The organism is Mycolicibacterium sp. SMGY-1XX (assembly GCF_059132455.1).
Map to the genome: position 1 here is coordinate 6,020,819 of NZ_CP101139.1, position 18,710 is coordinate 6,039,528.

17 protein-coding genes are annotated in these 18,710 nt (G+C 67.7%); 7 read left to right on the forward strand and 10 right to left on the reverse strand.

Translation table 11 applies throughout. The features are described 5' to 3' along the window. The first annotated feature begins 58 nt into the window (after window positions 1-58). Window positions 59-805 carry an MBL fold metallo-hydrolase gene (locus tag NL241_RS28750; RefSeq protein WP_487694182.1) on the forward strand — a complete coding sequence of 249 codons (747 nt, stop codon included), beginning with the start codon at window positions 59-61 and terminating at the stop codon, window positions 803-805. Between the two features lie 31 nt (window positions 806-836). Here the strand turns inward: NL241_RS28750 and NL241_RS28755 are convergent, their stop codons facing one another. Then, on the reverse strand, window positions 837-1,949 hold the full coding sequence (locus NL241_RS28755) for an LLM class flavin-dependent oxidoreductase (protein WP_487694181.1): 1,113 nt from the start codon (window positions 1,947-1,949) through the stop codon (window positions 837-839). Window positions 1,950-2,125: 176 nt separating this feature from the next. On the opposite strand from NL241_RS28755, the gene NL241_RS28760 reads away from it, so the two are divergent. Further along, window positions 2,126-2,986, forward strand: coding sequence for an SDR family oxidoreductase (locus NL241_RS28760; protein WP_487694179.1), 861 nt, complete (start codon window positions 2,126-2,128; stop codon window positions 2,984-2,986). 34 nt (window positions 2,987-3,020) lie between these two features. On the opposite strand, the gene NL241_RS28765 is transcribed toward NL241_RS28760, so the two are convergent. Genes NL241_RS28765 through NL241_RS28790 form a run of 6 tightly spaced genes read right to left on the reverse strand, consistent with a single transcriptional unit; the run spans window position 3,021 to window position 9,455 of the window. After that, the gene (locus tag NL241_RS28765; RefSeq protein WP_487694177.1) at window positions 3,021-5,666 is read right to left on the reverse strand and encodes a LuxR C-terminal-related transcriptional regulator; all 2,646 of its coding nucleotides are present in this window, start codon (window positions 5,664-5,666) and stop codon (window positions 3,021-3,023) included. A 45-nt stretch (window positions 5,667-5,711) separates the two neighbouring features. Next, a complete protein-coding gene (locus NL241_RS28770; RefSeq protein WP_487694176.1) occupies window positions 5,712-6,947 on the reverse strand; it encodes an O-succinylhomoserine sulfhydrylase in 1,236 nt (411 codons plus the stop codon). Further along, window positions 6,944-7,357 carry a rhodanese-like domain-containing protein gene (locus NL241_RS28775; RefSeq protein ID WP_487694175.1) on the reverse strand — a complete coding sequence of 138 codons (414 nt, stop codon included), beginning with the start codon at window positions 7,355-7,357 and terminating at the stop codon, window positions 6,944-6,946. The genes NL241_RS28770 and NL241_RS28775 overlap by 4 nt, the downstream gene beginning before the upstream one ends. A 36-nt stretch (window positions 7,358-7,393) precedes the next feature. Next, complete coding sequence (locus tag NL241_RS28780) at window positions 7,394-7,837, reverse strand: Rv0361 family membrane protein (protein ID WP_487694174.1); 444 nt, start codon at window positions 7,835-7,837, stop codon at window positions 7,394-7,396. Beyond that, window positions 7,834-9,135 carry a formate-dependent phosphoribosylglycinamide formyltransferase gene (gene purT, locus NL241_RS28785; RefSeq protein WP_494395729.1) on the reverse strand — a complete coding sequence of 434 codons (1,302 nt, stop codon included), beginning with the start codon at window positions 9,133-9,135 and terminating at the stop codon, window positions 7,834-7,836. The genes NL241_RS28780 and purT overlap by 4 nt, the downstream gene beginning before the upstream one ends. Beyond that, on the reverse strand, window positions 9,132-9,455 hold the full coding sequence (locus NL241_RS28790; RefSeq protein ID WP_487694172.1) for a UBP-type zinc finger domain-containing protein: 324 nt from the start codon (window positions 9,453-9,455) through the stop codon (window positions 9,132-9,134). The genes purT and NL241_RS28790 overlap by 4 nt, the downstream gene beginning before the upstream one ends. A 76-nt stretch (window positions 9,456-9,531) precedes the next feature. Here NL241_RS28790 and NL241_RS28795 point away from each other — a divergent pair, with 76 nt between their 5' ends. Beyond that, complete coding sequence (locus NL241_RS28795) at window positions 9,532-11,127, forward strand: Na+/H+ antiporter (protein WP_487694171.1); 1,596 nt, start codon at window positions 9,532-9,534, stop codon at window positions 11,125-11,127. A 2-nt stretch (window positions 11,128-11,129) separates the two neighbouring features. Here the strand turns inward: NL241_RS28795 and NL241_RS28800 are convergent, their stop codons facing one another. Next, window positions 11,130-11,603: a MarR family winged helix-turn-helix transcriptional regulator gene (locus NL241_RS28800; RefSeq protein ID WP_487694170.1), complete on the reverse strand. Its 474-nt coding sequence runs from the start codon at window positions 11,601-11,603 to the stop codon at window positions 11,130-11,132. Between the two features lie 61 nt (window positions 11,604-11,664). Here NL241_RS28800 and NL241_RS28805 point away from each other — a divergent pair, with 61 nt between their 5' ends. After that, window positions 11,665-13,707: an MMPL family transporter gene (locus NL241_RS28805; protein ID WP_494395730.1), complete on the forward strand. Its 2,043-nt coding sequence runs from the start codon at window positions 11,665-11,667 to the stop codon at window positions 13,705-13,707. Here the strand turns inward: NL241_RS28805 and NL241_RS28810 are convergent, their stop codons facing one another. Both NL241_RS28810 and NL241_RS28815 read right to left on the reverse strand, forming a co-directional pair. After that, a complete protein-coding gene (locus NL241_RS28810) occupies window positions 13,708-14,463 on the reverse strand; it encodes an SDR family NAD(P)-dependent oxidoreductase (RefSeq protein WP_494395731.1) in 756 nt (251 codons plus the stop codon). Further along, a complete protein-coding gene (locus NL241_RS28815) occupies window positions 14,460-15,233 on the reverse strand; it encodes an IclR family transcriptional regulator (protein ID WP_494395732.1) in 774 nt (257 codons plus the stop codon). Before NL241_RS28815 ends, NL241_RS28810 begins: the two co-directional genes overlap by 4 nt. Before the next feature lie 155 nt (window positions 15,234-15,388). On the opposite strand from NL241_RS28815, the gene NL241_RS28820 reads away from it, so the two are divergent. From NL241_RS28820 to NL241_RS28830, 3 genes are all read left to right on the forward strand, one after another. Further along, window positions 15,389-16,351, forward strand: a complete 963-nt coding sequence (locus NL241_RS28820; RefSeq protein WP_494395733.1) for a hypothetical protein — start codon at window positions 15,389-15,391, stop codon at window positions 16,349-16,351. A 128-nt stretch (window positions 16,352-16,479) separates the two neighbouring features. Then, window positions 16,480-18,042, forward strand: a complete 1,563-nt coding sequence (locus NL241_RS28825) for an APC family permease (protein WP_487694164.1) — start codon at window positions 16,480-16,482, stop codon at window positions 18,040-18,042. A gap of 148 nt (window positions 18,043-18,190) precedes the next feature. Then, window positions 18,191-18,700, forward strand: a complete 510-nt coding sequence (locus NL241_RS28830; RefSeq protein ID WP_494395734.1) for a TetR/AcrR family transcriptional regulator — start codon at window positions 18,191-18,193, stop codon at window positions 18,698-18,700. Window positions 18,701-18,710 lie beyond the last annotated feature (10 nt).

The window sequence follows — 18,710 nt, forward strand, 5'->3', positions numbered from 1 at the left end:
CCGCCACCCGCGCCGAGACCCAGAGTTCCCGGCCTCGGTCCCCAGATAAACTCGCCCAATGGCAGCCGCCGTCAACGACCTCGTCCAGGTGACCGACAGCGTGTATCTGGCGCAAACCCACCTGGTGAACTGGACGCTGGTGGCCGGTACAGACGGGGTGATCCTGATCGACGCCGGCTATCCCGGTCAGCGTGCCGAAGTGCTGGCCTCGGTGCGTCAACTCGGATTCGATGTCGGCGATATCAACGCAATCCTGTTGACACACGCGCACATCGACCATTTCGGCACGGCCATCTGGCTGGCCGGCGAGCACGGCACACCGGTGTTCTGTCACGCCGACGAAGTCGGCCACGCCAAACGGGACTATCTGGAACAGGCCTCGCCGATCGATGTGGTGATGCACGCCTGGCAGCCACGGTGGCTGGCCTGGTCACTGGAGATCGTCCGCAAGGGCGCTTTCGTCCACGACGGCATCCCGTCGGCGCAGGTGCTCACCGAGGGGATCGCCGCGACGCTGCCCGGCCACCCGATTGCCATCCCGACGCCCGGGCACACCGGCGGGCACTGCTCGTATCTGGTCGACGGCGTACTGGTCAGCGGTGACGCGCTGGTCACCGGGCACCCCACTTCCCCCAAACACGGCCCGCAGCTTCTGCACCGTGTGTTCAACCACAACGAGGGCGACTGTGTGCGCAGTCTCGACGCCCTGGCCCTGTTGGAAACCGACGTCCTGATTCCCGGGCACGGCGACGTCTGGCGCGGGCCGATCCGGGAGATGGTCGACGAGGCCCGGCCTGGACGGTGAAACCGGCTGCGCAGCGCCTACTTTGGATGGTTCAGCCGAAGTTCCACTGTTTGGCGATCAGTTCGTGGCTGCGTAACCGGTCCTCATGCCGGTGCGCCACCGAGGTGATCACCAATTCGTCTGCGCCGGTGACCCGTTGCAACGTCTCCAGGCGCGAAACCACCTCGCCGGCGTCGCCGACGAACTGCGTGGCGGTCCGGTCGGCGACGAGCGCGCGCTGCTCGTCTGTCAGCGGCGCAACGGTGTCCGGGTCCGGATACGGCACGGCACCACCGCCGGCGCGAATGGAGTACACCCAGTGCCCGAAACTCGAGGCCAACCGGTGCGCCGTGGCACTGTCATCGGCGGCCAGCACATCAGCCGACACCGCCACATAGGGCGCAGCCAAACTACTGGAAGGCCGAAATGCGTTGCGGTAGGCGGTGATCGCGTCCAGCGCTGTCGCCGGCGTGATGTGGTAGCTGGCCACAAACGGCAGGCCTAGCTCGCCGGCCACCTGCGCGCTCTGCCCCTTGCTGCTGCCGAACACCCAGGGGACGAGACCGCTGCGTTCACCGGGCACCGCGTGCACATCGAAACCGGAGACGGTGTGCGTCCCGTTGATCATCGCCAGGATGTCGGAGAGTTGCTCAGCGAAATCCGGGGCGACGGCGTTCGGTTGCTGTAGCAGCGTCGTCGTCGCGCGGAGCCGCTCGCTGCGCATCATCGCACTCAGGTCGAACGGCGGCGGCACCACCACTCCGTCGATGTCTCGCCATTGGGTCTGCGGCTCAGGCTTTTTCGCCGTCTGCTGCTGCGCCTCTGCCCGTCGCTGCCCCGAGCGCCCGACGCCGAGGTCGATCCGGCCCGGGTAGAACGCCTCGAGCATCCCGAAGCTCTCCACCACCGCAGTGGCGGTGGTGAAACCCAGCTGCACCGCCGCCGCACCGACATGGATGGTGCTGGTGGCCGCGGCGATCTGTCCGATCAGCACCGCCGGCGCGGAGCTGGCCACCGCCACGAAATGGTGCTCGGCGACCCAGTACCGCGAAAAACCCCAGGCTTCCGCTTGCTGGGCCAGGTCGACGGTGTTGCGCAGCGCGGTGGCCACATCGGAACCGGCGCTGACCGGCGCGAGATCCAATATCGAGAGCGGCACAGTCATCGCTTGACCTCCTGATGGGCCGATTGGGTAGCCGGTCATCACTCAAGGGTCCAACGCCAGGACGGCGGATGCATTCCTGGGGGGCCATTCAACTCAGGCTGCGCCGAAATCCGGCACGCTCACGCCGCAAGCACATACTTGTCCATCAAAACTTGACAGGTGTAAAGTTCCCCGCCATGGACAACATCAGAGGTAAGACCATCGTGATCACCGGGGCCGCCCGCGGCATCGGCCTGGCCACCGCGAAGGCACTGCTGGCGCGCGGCGCGCGGGTCGTCATCGGCGATCGCGACGTGGCGGTCCTCGACGAATCGGTCACCGACCTGAACCGCCTCGGGCAGGTCAGCGGCTACCCCGTCGACGTCACCGATCGCGAATCCTTCGCCGTGTTCCTGGACAAGGCCCGCGCCGACGGCGGCGGCCACATCGACGTACTGATCAACAACGCCGGCGTCATGCCCATCGGCCCGTTCCTGGATGCCTCCGAGCAATCCATCCGCACCTCGGTCGAGGTGAACTTCTACGGCGTGCTCACCGGTAGTCAGTTGGTGCTTCCGGACATGGTGAAGCGGCGCAGCGGACACATCATCAACATCGCGTCGCTGGCCGGCCTGATCGCTTTGCCCGGCCAGGTGGTCTACGCCGGCACGAAATTCGCCGTCGTCGGGCTCACCACCGCCATGGCCGACGAATTCGCCCCCCACGGCGTCAACGTCACCTGCGTGATGCCCACCTTCACCAACACCGACCTGACCTCCGGCACCAAGAACACCGGCGCCCAGAAGCCGGTGCAGCCCGAAGAGATCGCCGCCGGGGTGGTCAAGGCTCTGGACAACCCGAAGATCACCCACCTGTCGGTGCCCGGCCCGTTGCGTTTCGTCGGCCTGCTCACCGCCTTGCTGCCCCCCAAGGGCCGGCGCTGGCTCACCAAGAAATTCGGTAACGACGACGTGTTCCTGAACTTCGATGCGACCGCACGCGCTGCCTACGAGCAGCGGGCGCAGAGCGCGGTGGGTGTCATCGAGAACAAGAGCTGACGTCGAGAGCCGGGCGCGTGCATCGTCGACCCAGCTACTTCCGCCCGTTCGTGCCGAACCCGCCCCGGCGCAGGATCTCGGCGAGTTCCTCACGTGAGGACGCCCCCACCCGCTGGCAGGCCCGGTAGATGTGGCCTTCGACGGTGCGCACCGCACTGTAGGTGCGCTCGGCGATCTGTTTGTTGGACAACCCCGCGACCACCAGCTCGGCCACTTCGCGCTGCCGCCCGGTCAGCGGGGTGGGCGTTTTCGGCATGCGGGTCGCGGGAGTGGACAACCCACCGCAGTCCGCCGCCAGCTGCGCGGAAATCGAGGCGGCGAAGAGCCCTCGGCTGCGCAGCTGAGCGCCGGTCAAGGTGACGGCCGCCTGCGCTGCGGCGTCGGCGGCGGTGGCCCGGTCCCCCAGCGCCTGATAGGCCCGCGACGCCGCCAGCAGTCCCTCCCCGTCGCGGCGTTTCAACGCTTCGGCGTGCAGCGCAACGGCATCGGCCACGGGCAGGGCCAACTGTTCGGCCAACTGCCGGGCCCGGGCGGCGATCTCGGACAGGTGCTCGGTGGCGCCCCATTGTGTCGCGGCCTGCAGGCAGGCCAACTCGTGCGTGGGTTGTCCCCGGCCGGCGGCCACCTTGGCCTCGGCCAGCACCGTGTCGATGCCCTCGGACAATGCGCCACCGGCCACCAGTGACCAGCCTGTCGCCAAGGCGAGTCCGGTCTGCATGAACAAGAACTCCGGCCGCACCACGCGTCGGGCCTGGGCCAGCATGTCCGCAGCCTCTTCGGCCTGCCCGAGCTTGGCGTGGGTCTCGGCGAGGGCGAACGTGCAGGCCGGTTGCAGCCCCGTGGTGATGCCGTGGTTCTCCACACCGGCCAGCGCCTCGTGCAGCAATCGTTGCGCCGATAGCAGGTCGCCGCGCATCAGCGCGGTACTGCCCATGAAGGATGCCAGGTTGGCATAGGCCAGTCCGGGCATGTCCTTGGCCAGCACCGCCAGCACATCGGCGGTCTTGTGGCACTCTTCGATCCGGCCGGTGAGCCTGCAGGCGCGGGCGTAGACACCCCCGAACCAGAACCGCATGTGCGCGGTCTCGTGCGAATCGGCCGCCCGGTCCAACGCCGCGCGGGCGGTCGGAGTGATGTCCTGGGCCCGGCCGAGCGCACCGGCCGCCATCATCAAGGCCACCGAGGCGAGCATGTGGTCGAGATCCGAGAGCAACCCGGATTCCAGCGCGGCCCGCGCCTTGCGTTCGGCGTCCAGACACCGCGCCAACACCGCATCCACCGAGGCTTCGGCGGCAAAACGCGACATCCGCTGCGCCTCGGTTTCGGGGAGCTGCGCCAGCTCCGCCAGCAGATCACCCGCCTCCGCAGGGCGCGCCAGCATCCAGATCAGGTTGACGGCCTGGATCGTCACCCAACGATGACGATGTTCGTCACCACGCTCGACCAGTGCACGCAGCAACACCGACGCTTCCTCACCACGCCCGGCGAGGAAGCGGTTGACCGCGCGAAGTTCCGCCGCCTCAACCGAACCCGACATCGCCGCCGCGCCGGCGAACCGGTCGGCCAGGTCGAGATCGAGCAACGTCATGGCATGGCGCGCCGCCTCGAGGTACAGGCCAGGATCCGGCGGCAGGTCCGATTCCAGGGTCAGCAGCGCCTGTCGCACGGTGACCTGCGGGTCGCGCTCATCCCGCCGGGCCAGCTGCGTGGCCAGTCCCCCGCGCACCTTCGACAGGTACATCTCCCCGGCCCGGGCACGACGCAGCTCACCGAACAGCGGGTGCGCCAACCGCGCCACCAACCCGGTGGCACTGCGGTCGACGGTGATCAGGTGCATGCGTTCAGCGGTTTCCAGGTTTTCGCGGCCCACGAGTTCGGCCAGCAGGTCGACCTCGAGCGGTTCGCACTGCGACAGCGTGTCGACCACCGCGGCGAGCTCGGCCGGCAGCTGGTCGAGCTGGGTACCCACCAGGTCGCTCATGCTCTGCGACACCGCGACCCCGCCGTCCCACATCCACACACCGGCAAGCTGCTTGAGATGCCCTGCCGCCACCTGGTCCTTGGTGAGCTGTTGCAGGAACAGCGGATTGCCGCCGGTGAGCTTCCAGAAACGTTGCGCGCTCAAAGAATCCACCGGACCGTCCAGGATGGCCTCGACCATGGACCGGGTGGATTCCGGCGAGAGGGGTTCGAGGTCGAGTCGCAGCAGCAGGCCGTCTTTCCACAGCGACTTGATGGCATCCGGCGCCGCGGCCCCGGTACGGACGGTGAGGATCAGTCGCGCTTCGCGGGTCTGGGCGAGCTGGTGCACAACGTGCGCGGAGAAGCCGTCGAGCAGGTGCGCGTCGTCGACACCGATCAGCACGCGACCCGGGCGTTGCTGGGCGACAAGTGAATTCATCACACGACGCACGCTGGGCGCGGGGTCGGTGATGGTGTCGCCGAGCGTCGCGCTGAAGGCGCCCAGCGGGATCGGCCGCGCCGAGGCGGTGCCGATGATCCAGCACGTACGCATACCGGACGCCGCGGCCTGTGCCAGCTGCTCACGGGCCAGCCGTGTCTTGCCGACGCCGGCGGCACCGGCTATCACCACGCCCGCATAGGTGCCCGGCCCGGTGAGCACACGGCGCATCGCGGTCAGTTCACTGTCCCGCCCCGTCAGCGCCTCGCCGCTGATCACCCGCTCAGCATAGCCCCGGACGCCCGGCCGCGTGCCGGTTCGCTGTCAGCCCTTGCGCAGCGCCTGATCCAGGTCGGCGATCACGTCGTCGGTGCCCTCGAGGCCCACCGAGATCCGCACCACGCCGTCACCGAGACCGATGGCGGCCCGGCCTTCAGGACCCATGGCCCGGTGTGTGGTGGTGGCGGGATGAGTGATGAGTGACTTCGCGTCTCCGAGGTTGTTGGAGATGTCGATGACCTGCAACCGGTCCAGCACGTCGAACGCCCGCTGCTTACCCGCCCCCTCCGCCGCGTCGAGCTCGAAGGTCACGACGGTTCCGCCACCGCGCATCTGCCGCTTGGCCAGGTCGTACTGCGGGTGTGATTCCAGGAACGGGTATTTCACCCACTTGACCGCCGGATGATCTTCGAGGAACTCGGCGATCCGCTGCGCCGATCGATTCGAGTAATCGACCCGGACCGCCAATGTCTCCAGGCCCTTCAGCAGCGTCCAGGCATTGAAAGCACTGATCGCCGGACCGGTGTGGCGCATCAGCTTCTGCACCGGACCGTCGATGTATTCCTTGTCCCCCAGAATCGCGCCCCCGAGCACCCGTCCCTGGCCGTCGATGTGTTTGGTGCCGGAGTACACCACCACGTCAGCCCCCAGGGGGATGCCCTGTTGCAGCAGCGGCGTGGCGAAGACGTTGTCCAGCACCACCTTTGCGCCCGCGGCATGGGCCAGCTCGCTGACCGCGGCGATGTCGACCAGCGACTGCATGGGATTGGAGGGGGTCTCGAAGAAGACGGCCTGGGTGGGTACCGAAAGCGCCTCCTCCCACTGGGAGAGGTCCTCCCCGTCGACGAACACGGTCTCGACGCCCCAGCGCGGCAGGATCTCGTTGCACACCACGAAGCAGGAACCGAACAGGCTGCGCGCGGCCACCAGCCGGTCACCGGCACCCAACAGCGCGCCGAGCGCGGTGAACACTGCGGCCATCCCCGTGGCCGTGGCGAAGGCCGCCGGTGCGTCCTCGATGAGCCGGAGCCGCTCTTCGAACATCGAGATGGTCGGGTTGCCGTACCGCGAGTACACATAACGGTCGATCTCGCCGGTGAACGCCTTCTCGGCATCGGCCGCCGATTGGTAGACGTAGCCCGAGGTCAAGTACATCGCCTCGGCGGTCTCCTCGAAACCCGACCGCAGCAACCCGCCGCGCACACCGATGGTGGCCTGGCTCACGCCGTCGGGAAGCGGCGCCGGGATCCGGACGCTGGGCACCTCAGGACTTTCGCTCATGACTGCACCCAGGGCAGACCGACCGCGCGCCAGCCCGTGGTGCCGCGGTGCCGGCGCTCGTCGAGGTTGCCCTCGAACCCGTCGAGCACGTTGTAGGACGGCGCGATCCCCGCGGCGGTGGCCGCCTCGGCGGCGCCGATGGACCGGTTACCGGACCGGCACAAGAAGATGACCGGACGCTCACCGGCCTCGATTCCGGCTGCGGCGAGATCCGACACGAAGTTGGTGTTGCGGGTGCCGTCGACGCTGTTCCACTCGATGAAGACGGCGTCGCGGCCCAGGTCCGACAGGTCAGGCACGCCGACGAATTTCCACTCGGCGTCGGTACGACAGTCGACGAGCACAGCGTCGGGGTTGTCGCTGAGTATGTTCCACGCCTCTTCGGGAGTGATATCGCCTGCGTAACTCACGTAGCCGAGTTTTCCACATGACGCGACGCGCCCGCGTCACGGACCGGGTGAGCACACCTTCCAGGAACCGTCCTCACGGACGAAGGTGGTCGCGGCGTCGATCAAGTCATCGGGCGCCTTGTCGAAGTGGTAGGTCACCGTTCCGGTGGCCTTGTCGCCGTCGATGGTGACACCGGCCACCCCGTCGATGAAGCGGGCACCCCTGGTGTTGACCGAATCCTGCTGCTGTTTCAGCACATCGGCTTCCTCGCCCACCTCGGCCTTGCAGGTGAAGGCGGCGAAATCGGTGTAGTCGGCGCGTTGCAGCGCGTCGTTCTGCGCGATCGCCGCCTGCGCCACGACATCGACCTCGGGAACGTCGTCGCCGCCGATCAACGTGGACAGGCCGATTCCACCGATTACAACCACGATGATCGCGAGGGCGATCATGAACGGCACCGGCGTGGAACCGCCTGAGTCGTCGGGCTTGGGCTTGTTCATTCCTGCCACAACTTACGCAGCGCCGTGGAGACCTGACGCACACGGTCACGTGCGGTGGTGACATCGGCGGCGGTGGACAAACCGAGCCCGAGCCGGCGCCTGGACAGCGCCGGGTGTCCGGGCGGATTGCCGTACACCCGAGCGTCGCTCTCGGGCACACGCAGCGCGGTCGCCAGGCCGGCGATCAGGCCGTCTCCCTCGAGGACGGTGGCGCCTGTGCCGTAGACCAGTTCCGCGGCCGCCGGCGAGATCATGATGGTGTCCACCGGGAGGCCGAGCACTGCGCGGGCATGCAGCTCGTAGACGTTGAGCCGCTGCGAGCGCAGCGTCACCACGCTGGTGTCGGTGGGGCGGGCGGTGACATCGGAGAAGTACACCTCGTCGCCACGGACCAGGAGTTCGACGGCAAACACGCCGCGGCCGCCGAGCGCGTTGACCACCCGGGCGGCGATCGATTTCGCCGCGTCGAGCGCCGCGGTGCCCATCGGCTGCGGTTGCCACGCCTCCAGGACCAACTCGCTGGAGAACCCGTCGACCTGCCGGTGGCCGATCGGCTCGCTGAAGTGCAGCGCGCTCGGCCCGTCACCGGTGCGCACCGTCAGCAAGGTGACCTCGTAGTCGATCTCGACCACCGTCTCGGCCAGCACCCGGTTGTGGGTGAACCGGCCACCGGCCGACACCGCGAGGTCCCAGGCGGGTTCGACGTCGTCGGGCCGCAACAGCACCGACTGCCCTTCGCCGGGCAGCGCGACCAGCGGCTTGACCACCAACGGGAAGCCGGCGTGGTCGGCGATGGCCGTCAGTTCCTCGACCGATCCGGCGAACCAGAACGGCGCCGTCGGCAGCCCGAGGTCGTCGGCCGCCAATCGGCGCAGGCCTTCCCGGTCCAGCGACAGGCGGGCGCTGCGCGCACTGGGAACCACCTCGGCGAGTCCGGCCTCGGCCGCCGCTGCCAGGGCGTCCGCGGCGACCGCATCGGTGGCGGTCACCACGTAATCGGGCCGCACCCGCTCGATCAACGCCGAAAGCTGTTCGGGGTCGGTCAGTTCGACCACCACCGCGTCATCGGCGACCGCATGCCCGGGTGCGTCGGCGTAGGTGTCGGCGGCAGCGACCGTGGCACCGAACTGCTGGAACGCGTTCACCAGGTCACGGCCGTACTCGCCGGCTCCGAGCAGCAGGATCACCGGCGCATGCCGCGGCGATGGGGTGCCGATCTCGGGTTCGGTGCCTTCCACCGGGGTGTCCTCGGCATCGCCGGGCACGGTCGGATCGGCGTCCGTCGACTCGTCACTCATGCCAGCAACTCCAGGTCGACGTAACACCAGCGCCAGCTCTCACCCGGTTCGATCGACCGCATCACCGGATGTCCGGTGGCCTCGTGGTGAGCGGTGGCGTGCCGCTTCGGGCTGGAATCGCAGCAGCCGACGTGACCGCATGTCACGCACATCCGCAGGTGTGCCCAGCTGGGCTCGCCGTCTTCGACGCATTCCTGACAGCGCATCGCGGCGGGTTTGGGTTCGTGGGCGTCGGCAGCAGCCAGCAGGTGCGCGCAGGGGCCTCGCTTCGCCGACGCGCCGGCCGCAGGGACCCGACGCCGCCGGGACAGTCTCAACAAGGTCGGGCACCTCCGGACGTCATCCTGCAAGCTGTGCGTCCAAGGATAGGTTGCGGCGAACGGAGGTCGGACGGACGTGGGTGCCCAGACGTTGGCGGTGCTGGTGACCGCTGTGTTGGTGGCTGCGCTGGCACGACGGTTCAATCTGTCGTCGCCGCTGTTGTTGGTGGTCGCCGGTCTGGGCGTCGGCCTGATCCCGGGGGTCCCGATGATCAGCCTCGAGCCGGACCTGGTGCTGTTCGTCCTGCTCCCGCCGTTGCTGTGGTCGGCCGGCCTGGAGAGCTCCTATGTGGACCTGCGGCGCAACAAGCGGGCCATCGGCATGCTGGCGGTGGGGTTGCCGCTGGTCACCACGGCAGTGGTGGGCATCGTGGCCTACGAGCTGGTACCCGATCTGACCTTGGCTGCAGCGCTGACGTTGGGTGCGATCGTCGCCCCACCCGATGCGGTGTCCGCCACCGCGATCGGGCGCCGGCTGGGATTGCCGCGCCGGATGATGACGCTGCTCGGCGGGGAGTCCCTCCTCAACGACGCCACCGCGCTGACGGCGTACAAGGTGGCGCTGGCCGCGGCGATCGGCGCCGCCACCAGCTGGCAGGGCGCCTTGGGCACGTTCGGCCTCGCGGTGGTGTGCGGCGTATTCGTGGGCGTCGTGCTGGGCCAGTTGATCGTCTTCGTGCGGGCCCGGCTCAACGACCCGCTGGTGGAAAGCGCGATCGGGTTGGTGGCACCGTTCCTGATCTACCTGATCGCCGAGGAACTCCACGGTTCCGGTGTGCTCGCCGTGGTGAGCGCGGCTCTGGTGGTGGGGCAGCGCTCGACGCGCGCAAGTTATGCGACCCGGCTTCTGGACGACGCCGTTTGGCGGGCGCTGCAGCTGCTGCTCGAGTCGTTCGCGTTTCTCCTGATCGGTCTGCAGCTGCCGAAGGTCATCGACGAACTGACCGGCATTCCCGGCAAGACCATCGCCCTCGCGTCGGTGGGTGTGCTGGCGACGGTGATCCTGACCCGCATCGTCTGGGTGTTCCTGGTCGCCTACCTGACGCAACTGCCCGGCATCCGCAACGGTTCCCCAGCGCCCAAACCTGCGCAGGTGTTCGTCGTCGCGTGGGCCGGCATGCGTGGTGTGGTGTCGCTGGCGGCGGCGTTCGCGGTTCCGTTGACCACGTTGTCCGGCGATGCGCTGCCGGGCCGGCCGCAGCTGGTGTTCCTCACCTTCGTCGTGGTCATCGGCACCCTGCTGCTGCATGGGCTGACGCTGCCGTGGCTCATCCGCACCCTGGGCGTGCAGGGCGACGAAGCCCAGACCGACGCCGTGCGCGCCGCTGCCGCGCAGAGCCGCGCCACCGCCGCGGCGGGCCGCCGGCTCGACGAGTTGCTGGCCGAGCAAGCCGAATCCGGGGAGTCCTCGGCGGTTCATCAGCGCGCGGCCGCGGTGTTGCGCCGGTGGAACAGCAGTCGCGGCGACGCTGCGTGGGAGCAGCTGGGCCGCGACGGCGGCGCGATCGGCGAGAGCCCGGCGGCGGTGTTCCGGCGGTTCCGATTGGAGATGCTGGCCGCTGAGCGCGCCGCGCTGATCACGGAGCGCGACGAGGAGCGCATCGACGACGAGGTGCTGCGTTCGATGCTGCACAACCTGGACCTCGAAGAGGCCACGTTGAACAGAGACTGAGGTCAGCCGGGCCCGGCCATTCCCTCCTGGAACGCGCGCATGGCCTCGACCAGTGCGGTGAACACCCGGTGCGCCGCCGCCAGGTCTTCGTCGGGGAGGTCGGCCAGCGCGATGCGGGTGTGCTCGGACAGTGGGGTGAAGAAGCCGCGCGCGACGGCCATGCCGTGCTGGTCGTAGCGCAGGATCACCTTGCGCCGGTCGGCGGGATCCGATTCCCGTCGGATGTGGCCGGAGGCGATCATCCGCTCGACCAGATAGGTGATGGCCGCGCCGGACAAGCCCATCCGCTTGCGGAGGTCGCCTGCCGTCAGCGGCGCTCCGTCGTCGTCGGCGACCAGGATGTGCACCAGCGCGCGGAAGTCGTTGGCCGTCAGATCGTGCAGGCCGGCGAACGAGCGGCCGATCTGCTCGGACTCGGCCGACAGCGCCCGGACATCGGCGGCGATCTGGCCTTCGAGGTCGCCGCGTTCGGTCACCCCGGCAGCTTAGCCTCTTTGTTCATTTGATTAATGTTTCAGTTACTGAAATATTGGGACGATGGGCTGGAATCGTCTGGCAGGGCTTGTCACCGCACCGCGTTCATGGGTTCTCGCGCTCGTCATCGCACTGCTGTCCGGGGCATTGATGGCGCTGGCCGGAAGCGACTCCTCGGCCGGGCAGTCCCCGGTCGCGCTCCCGGACTCGGCCGAATCGGCGCGGGCCAGCGCCCTGGCCGCGGAGTTTCCCGGCGGCGACCAGGCACCCGCCATCCTGGTGATCTCCCGGACCGACGGCGCCGCCCTGAGCCCGGCCGATCGCACGGCCGCCGAAGACGCCCGGCTCCGCGCCACATCCGGCGCCCCGGGAGCACCGCTGATGGTGTCCGAGGACGGCCAGGCCGCGCTGGCCGCGGTCCCGCTCAGCGGCGACCTGTCCGGTTTCGCGCTCGACGATGCCGTCACCGCACTACGCGAATCCGCCTCCACCGGCCTTCCTCCGGAGCTGGTGGCGCAGGTGACCGGCGGCCCGGCGTTCGGCGCCGATATCGCCAACGCATTCGCCGGCGCCAACATCACCCTGCTGGCGGTGACGGCATCGGTGGTGGCGCTGCTGCTGATCCTGACCTACCGCTCCCCGGTGCTGTGGCTGGTACCGCTGGCCGTCATCGGGTTCGCCGACCGGCTCGGCTCCGTCGTCGGCGGACGCGTCACCGCGTTGGCCGGCCTGACCGCCGACGGATCCACCGCCGGTATCACCAGCGTGCTGGTGTTCGGCGCGGGCACCAACTACGCATTGCTGCTGATCTCCCGGTATCGCGAGGAACTACACCGCGACACCGATCACCGCTCGGCGCTGCGCACCGCGGTACGCACCGCCGGCCCCGCCATTGTGGCCAGCAACGCCACGGTGGTGCTGGCACTGCTCACCCTGCTGTTCGCCGCCTCCCCCAGCACCCGCAGCCTCGGTGTGCAGGCGGCGTCGGGACTCGTTGTCGCCGCAATGTTCTCACTGCTGGTGCTGCCGCCGCTGCTGGCGGTGTGCGGTGTCCGGTTGTTCTGGCCGTTCATCCCCCGCCAGGGCGGCCCAGATCTGGCGGACGCGGGAGCCTGGCACCGGATCGCCACTTCGGTGGCGCGACGGCCGGCCCAGATCCTGCTGGCCTCGGTGGTGGCGCTGACCGTACTCGCCTGTGGCCTGCTAGGGCTCAACATCGGGCTGTCGCAAACCGAACAGTTCCGGGTGAAAGCCGAATCCGTCAGCGGATTCGAAACGCTGGCGGCGCATTTCCCCAGCGGACTGACCGACCCCACTTCGGTGATCGGCGCTACCGACAAAGCCGCGCAGCTGCAAGCCGATATCGACAACACCCCCGGCGTGGTGTCGGCCAACCCGACGGGCCAGTCTCCGTCCGGACTGACCCAGTGGTCCGTGGTCATCGAGGCCGCACCCGGCACCGACGAAGCCTTCGACACCGTTACCGCCCTGCGTGATTCGGTGCATGCCGCGGATCCGGACGCGGTGGTCGGCGGCTCGGACGCACAGGCACTCGATGCCCGCGACGCCGCCGTCCGTGACCGGCTGATCATCATCCCGGCGATCCTCGCCGTGGTGCTCGCGGTGTTGTTCGTCCTGCTGCGCGCCGTGGTGGCACCGGTGTTGCTGGTCGGTGTGACAGTGCTCAGCTCGCTGGCCGCCCTGGGCCTGGGCGGGTGGTTGAGCGTGCATGTGTTCGGCTTCCCCGCACTCGACAACAGCACCCCGCTGTTCGCGTTCCTGTTCCTGGTGGCACTCGGTGTGGACTACACGATCTTCCTGGTCACCAGGGCTCGCGAAGAGACGCGCGACCACGGCACCCGCAGCGGCATCGTGCGGGCGGTCTCGGCCACCGGCGCCGTGATCACCAGCGCGGGAATCGTGCTCGCCGCGGTGTTCTGCGTGCTCGGCGTTCTGCCGCTGATCGTGCTGACCCAGCTGGGCATCATCGTCGGATTGGGAATCCTGTTGGACACCTTCCTGGTTCGCACGGTGGTGATCCCGGCACTGTTCACCTTGATCGGCCCGCGGGTCTGGTGGCCGGCCCGCCTTGATCCTGCCGAGTGATCACTGCGCGGTGTAACCGCCGTCCACCCTGATGGTCGTGCCGGTGACGTACTGCGCGTCATCAGAGATCAGGTAGGCCACCGCCGCCGCAACATCATCGGGAAGTGCCAACCTGCGCAACGGAATTCGAGACACCACGTCACTCTCGGTCTGATCGGGATCAGCCGTGCCCGCCAGCCATTCATCGTAGAGCGGTGTCTTGGTCATGCCCGGCGCCACGTCGTTGACCCGGATTCCCCGAGGAGCGAGTTCGACCGCCGCCGAGCGGGTGAACGCCTGCACCGCCCCCTTGGAGGCGGCGTAGACAGCCATGGTCGGCACCCCGATGAGGGCCAGGCGTGAGGTGATGTTGACGATCGACCCACCGTGCACCATCGAGCCGGCGGCCGCTTGAACCATCGCGATGGTGCCGAACGTGTTGACCTCGAAGAGCCGGCGAACGGCGCTCATCGGGGTGGACAGCAGCTCCTGAGACAGGTCCAGTGCGGCATTGTTGACCACGGCATCGATGGCGCCGAACGACTCGGTGCAGCCGTTGACCACAGCGCCGGCGGTCTCGGGATCGGTGATGTCGGCGCTGATGAAGCGAATGCGCTCACCCAGCGATCGGACCAGCTCGTCGCCGCGGCCGGAGTCGCGGCCGGTGGCCAACACCGATGCCCCCTCCGCATGCAGGCGCGTCGCGGTGGCCCAGCCGATGCCGGACGTCGCGCCGGTGACCACCACGGCCTTGCCTGCCAGGCGCCGATCCGTCACGGCAGCTTGCGAGCGATCTCGTTGGCGCCTGCAATCACTTGCGCGCCAGCGTGTTCCAGACGTTCAGGCGTCAACCGGTGGGTGAGAAAGCTGATGCTCAACGCGTAGCGCGAGGGCCCGCCGCCGGCGGCGGGGACCGCGGCGGCCACGCAGGTCAGTTCTTCGGCGGCTTCTTCCCGGTCGACGGCGAAGCCCTGCTGGCGCACTTGCGTGATCTCGGCGGCCATCTTCTTCATGGTCGTGATGGTGTGCGGCGTCAGTTCCGGCAACCCTGCGGTGGCCACGATGTCGCGCCAGACGCTGTCGGGCATGCTCGCCATCAAGGCTTTGCCCAGCGCCGAGGCATGCCACGGGTCCGACTGCCCGACATTGCTCAGTTTCGTCACCGCGCGACGGCCCTCCACGACTTCGAGGATCACCACGCTGCGCTCCTTGTGCGCGGCGAAGTTCACCGTTTCGTTGAACTCGAGCATCAACCGCTCCATGGTGGGCAGCACCACGTCGCCGGGAACCTGGCCGGTGAAGGCCCGCTGCCCGAGGCGGAAGATCTCCCAGCCGAGGCGGTACTGCGCGGTGTTGAATCGCTCGACATAGCCCAAGGCCGCGAGACTGTTCAGGTACCGCAGCACGGTGGCCTCGTTCAGCTCTGTGCGCCTTGCTATTTCGGTCAGATTCCCGAAATCCGCATCCGCGATCGCACTGAGGATTCGCGCTGTGCGTTCGACACCGATCAGATTCGAGCCCTTCTCGGACCGAGCCTCGTTTTTCACCCAGTGAAGGCTACCAGTACCCAGTGAAGGCCACGGACTCGCCGCTTCCTATTGACACCACGCTTGCCATCTTTTAGTTTTTCATTCACCGCAGTTGATTTTCACTAAATGAAATTCAGAGCGGACCCGCACAGACCGTTCCCGAAGGAGATGCCATGCCCACCGCAGCCGACAGCCGTTCATCGAAGGTCGACGGGGCCAGCATTCTGGCTTCGCAAGGCCTGCTGTCCGCCGACGACTACACGCTCGCCTCGTCGGACAAGGCTTTCGACGACGGCGGTAAGTACCGGCTGGAAATCTCTGGTGTCGAACGGCTTTCGACCCTCGAGGTACTGCTGGACGAAGCCGAGAAACAGGACGTCTTCATCCACCGCATCATCGCCTTCGGAGGCGGCACCACCTTGCTCAACACCTCCGAGCTCCGCGACGTCGCGATGCTGGCGGCCGAGAACAACATCGAGCTGATCGCAGTCCCCGGCCCTCGCACCGGATGGGATCTCGGCCGCCAGGCCTTGAGCACCGAAGGCCAGGCCGGCGGCCGGCGCGTACGCGGTCTCGACAACGTCCGGTTCCTGCTCGACGACTACCTCCGGGTGTTCTCCACCGGTATCCGCGGCGTACTCGTCTGGGACGAAGGCGTTCTCGACATCTTGAACAAGGCCCGCGACGCCGGGCACATCCCCGCCGACGCCAAGTTCAAGATCTCGGTGTACGCGGGCCACGCCAACCCTGCTTCGATCCGGATCCTGCAGGACCTCGGCGCCGACAGCGTCAACCCCGTCGGCGACCTGAGCCGGCCGATGCTCGCCGCCATCCGCCGGGCCGTCGACGTGCCCCTGGACGTGTGGGCCGAGACCTTCGAGTCATTCGGCGGGATGAACCGGCTGTGGGAAGCCGGCGACATCGCCCGCGTGGCGGGCCCGGTGTACTTCAAGGTCGAGCCGGGTGAATCCGAGGCCGTGATGTACAACGGCTGGGTCCGGCCCGAGTTCCATGAAGAGCTCATCCGCCACAAGGTGCGCCACGCGGCGATACTCAACGAACTCGCCCACACCAGCTCCCCGGACGTGGCAGTGTCGCCGCGCCCCCGTACGGCCACCCCCGTTCTCGCCAACTGACCATCGGTCTCGCGCCCGACCCGAGGGAGGTGAACAGACTCTTCGACCGTGTGCCCGCCACTGATCTGCGGGCACATGGGCACGAAGTTGGCCCCGCGATCGTCACAATCCACGAGAGTTGAACGACTATGGACAACGTCACCCAGTCCTTGCCACCACAGCGCCCCACCAACAGAAGGCCCGTCAAGAACACGTCATCGTCGTCCGCCGGGGCCGCCCAGCTCGGCGGGCGGCGAAACCACGGGCTCAAAGAGAACACCCTCGGCGTGCCCAGCATTTTCTTCTACATCATCGCCGCCGCGTCGCCGCTGACCGTGGTGGTGGCCCTGTATCCGATCATCATCGGTGCCGGCAACGGCATCGGGATGCCGGGCGCGTTCGTCATCGCGGCCGTCGTCCTGATGATCTTCGCCGTCGGCTACGTGGCCATGAGTCGGCACGTCACCAATGCCGGCGCCTTCTACGCCTACGTCACGCTCGGCCTCGGCCGCATCACCGGACTCGGTTCGGCGTCGCTGGCGATCTTCGCCTACAACGCCATCCAGGCCGGGCTGTACGGCGGATTCGGTTACTACGCCGCGGAATTGCTCAATCCCGTTCTCGGCGTGGCCATCCCCTGGTGGGCCTACGCCTTTGCCGGGCTGCTGGCCTGCCTGGGCCTGGGCATCCAGGGCGTGCACTCCGGGGCCAAGGTACTGGGCGTCTTCATGACGCTCGAGGTGACCATGATCTCGGTCCTGAGCGTGTTCAGCCTGTTCGGCAAGGATGTCCCGCTCTCCGACTTCTCGCTGGAACCCTTCAATCCGAGCATCGTGCTCGGTGGCGCGCTGGGCGTGGCACTGATGTTCGCGCACGCGTCGTTCATCGGGTTCGAGGGATCAGCGATCTACGGCGAAGAAGCCCGCGACCCCGCCCGTACCATCCCGCGCGCCACCTACCTCTCGATCGCCTTCATGGGCATCCTGTACGCGGTGTCGGGCTGGCTCATCATGAACGCGTTGGGGCTGGACAACGTGGTGTCCATCGCCACCGAGACCGGCGGCAACTTCATCTTCGCCGCCAGCGACACCATCATCGGGCACAACATCTCGCTGCTTTTCCAGATCCTGATCGTGACAGCAACTTTCGCCGCGATCGTGACCTTCCACAACAACGTCTCGCGATACATGTTCTCGCTGGGCCGCCAGACTCTGGTGTGGAAACCGCTGGGCTGGACGCTGCCCCGCCGACAGACGCCGTGGGTGGCATCGATCGTCCAGAGCGTCACGGTCGGCGTGGTCATCGTCGCGTTCGCCATCGCCGGCCAGGATCCGTTCGCCACGCTGTTCACCTGGGCCACCGGTATCGGCACCATCGGCGTGATCTTCTCGCAGTTGGTCGCCGGGATCGCGATCTTCGCCTTCTTCCGCCGATCGGACGTCGACAAACGTCCGTGGAACACCGTGATCGCACCCCTCCTCGCGATCCTCGGGCTCAGTGCCTTCTTCATCCTGACGCTCGACAGCCTGGACGTCCTGCTGGGGGTGACGGGAGCGACGGCCGTACTCATGCTCTCGTTGGTCTTCCTCGCCTTGCTGGGAGGCATGGCTTACGGCCTCTACCTGCGCTTCTTCGCCCCCGAGAGGTACGCGCTGGTCGGCAGAGCACTCAACGAACGCGAGTTGGACGACCCGGCGCCCGAAGCCGTCTAGACGAATTCAGCCGAAGCCGAGCACGTCGGCGGAGCGATAGGTACGTTTGTACGTAACGATACGTACAAACGTTCCTAACGAGAGGTCGACCATGGCCACCGCTCCCCGGCGCGCCCGCCGTCACGACCCAGACAGAAAGGAGCGCATCGTGGAGTCGGCCCTGGCAGTCCTGGCCCGCGACGGTGTTGCAGGCATCACGCACCGCGCGATCGGCGAAGCCGCCGACGTCCCCCTCGGTTCGATCACGTATCACTTCAAGACGCTCGACGATATCGTCCAACTCGCCTTCCAGACCCACGTCGACAAGCTCGCGACCCGGTTCGAAAACCGGTTGGCGGCCTGCGAACCCGGCGCGGATCTGATCGAGTGCATCGTGCTGGCCATCACCGACGACCTGGCCGCCAACCCCAACGAACTCGCCGTGACTTTCGAACTGTACGGCGACGCCGTGCGTAGGGCAGACAACAAACGCATCACCCAGGAATGGATGGAGCGCGCCGAAGACGCCCTGGCACAGCACTTCGACCGCGCCACCGCCCGCCTGCTGGACGTCGTCATCGAAGGACTGATGGTGCACATGTCCATTGCGCAACAACCGATTTCCAAGGACGCGGTACGCGCCCTGCTGACCACGGCCGCCAACGCCGGCCCGAACTGAACTGGAGCAA

What these genes read in the sequence shown, in the direction of transcription:
- NL241_RS28750 (WP_487694182.1), top strand. Translation starts at nt 59, where the DNA reads ATGGCAGCCGCCGTCAACGACCTCGTCCAGGTGACCGACAGCGTGTAT.
- NL241_RS28755 (WP_487694181.1), bottom strand. Translation starts at nt 1,949, where the DNA reads ATGACTGTGCCGCTCTCGATATTGGATCTCGCGCCGGTCAGCGCCGGT.
- NL241_RS28760 (WP_487694179.1), top strand. Translation starts at nt 2,126, where the DNA reads ATGGACAACATCAGAGGTAAGACCATCGTGATCACCGGGGCCGCCCGC.
- NL241_RS28770 (WP_487694176.1), bottom strand. Translation starts at nt 6,947, where the DNA reads ATGAGCGAAAGTCCTGAGGTGCCCAGCGTCCGGATCCCGGCGCCGCTT.
- NL241_RS28780 (WP_487694174.1), bottom strand. Translation starts at nt 7,837, where the DNA reads ATGAACAAGCCCAAGCCCGACGACTCAGGCGGTTCCACGCCGGTGCCG.
- purT (WP_494395729.1), bottom strand. Translation starts at nt 9,135, where the DNA reads ATGAGTGACGAGTCGACGGACGCCGATCCGACCGTGCCCGGCGATGCC.
- NL241_RS28805 (WP_494395730.1), top strand. Translation starts at nt 11,665, where the DNA reads ATGGGCTGGAATCGTCTGGCAGGGCTTGTCACCGCACCGCGTTCATGG.
- NL241_RS28820 (WP_494395733.1), top strand. Translation starts at nt 15,389, where the DNA reads ATGCCCACCGCAGCCGACAGCCGTTCATCGAAGGTCGACGGGGCCAGC.
- NL241_RS28825 (WP_487694164.1), top strand. Translation starts at nt 16,480, where the DNA reads ATGGACAACGTCACCCAGTCCTTGCCACCACAGCGCCCCACCAACAGA.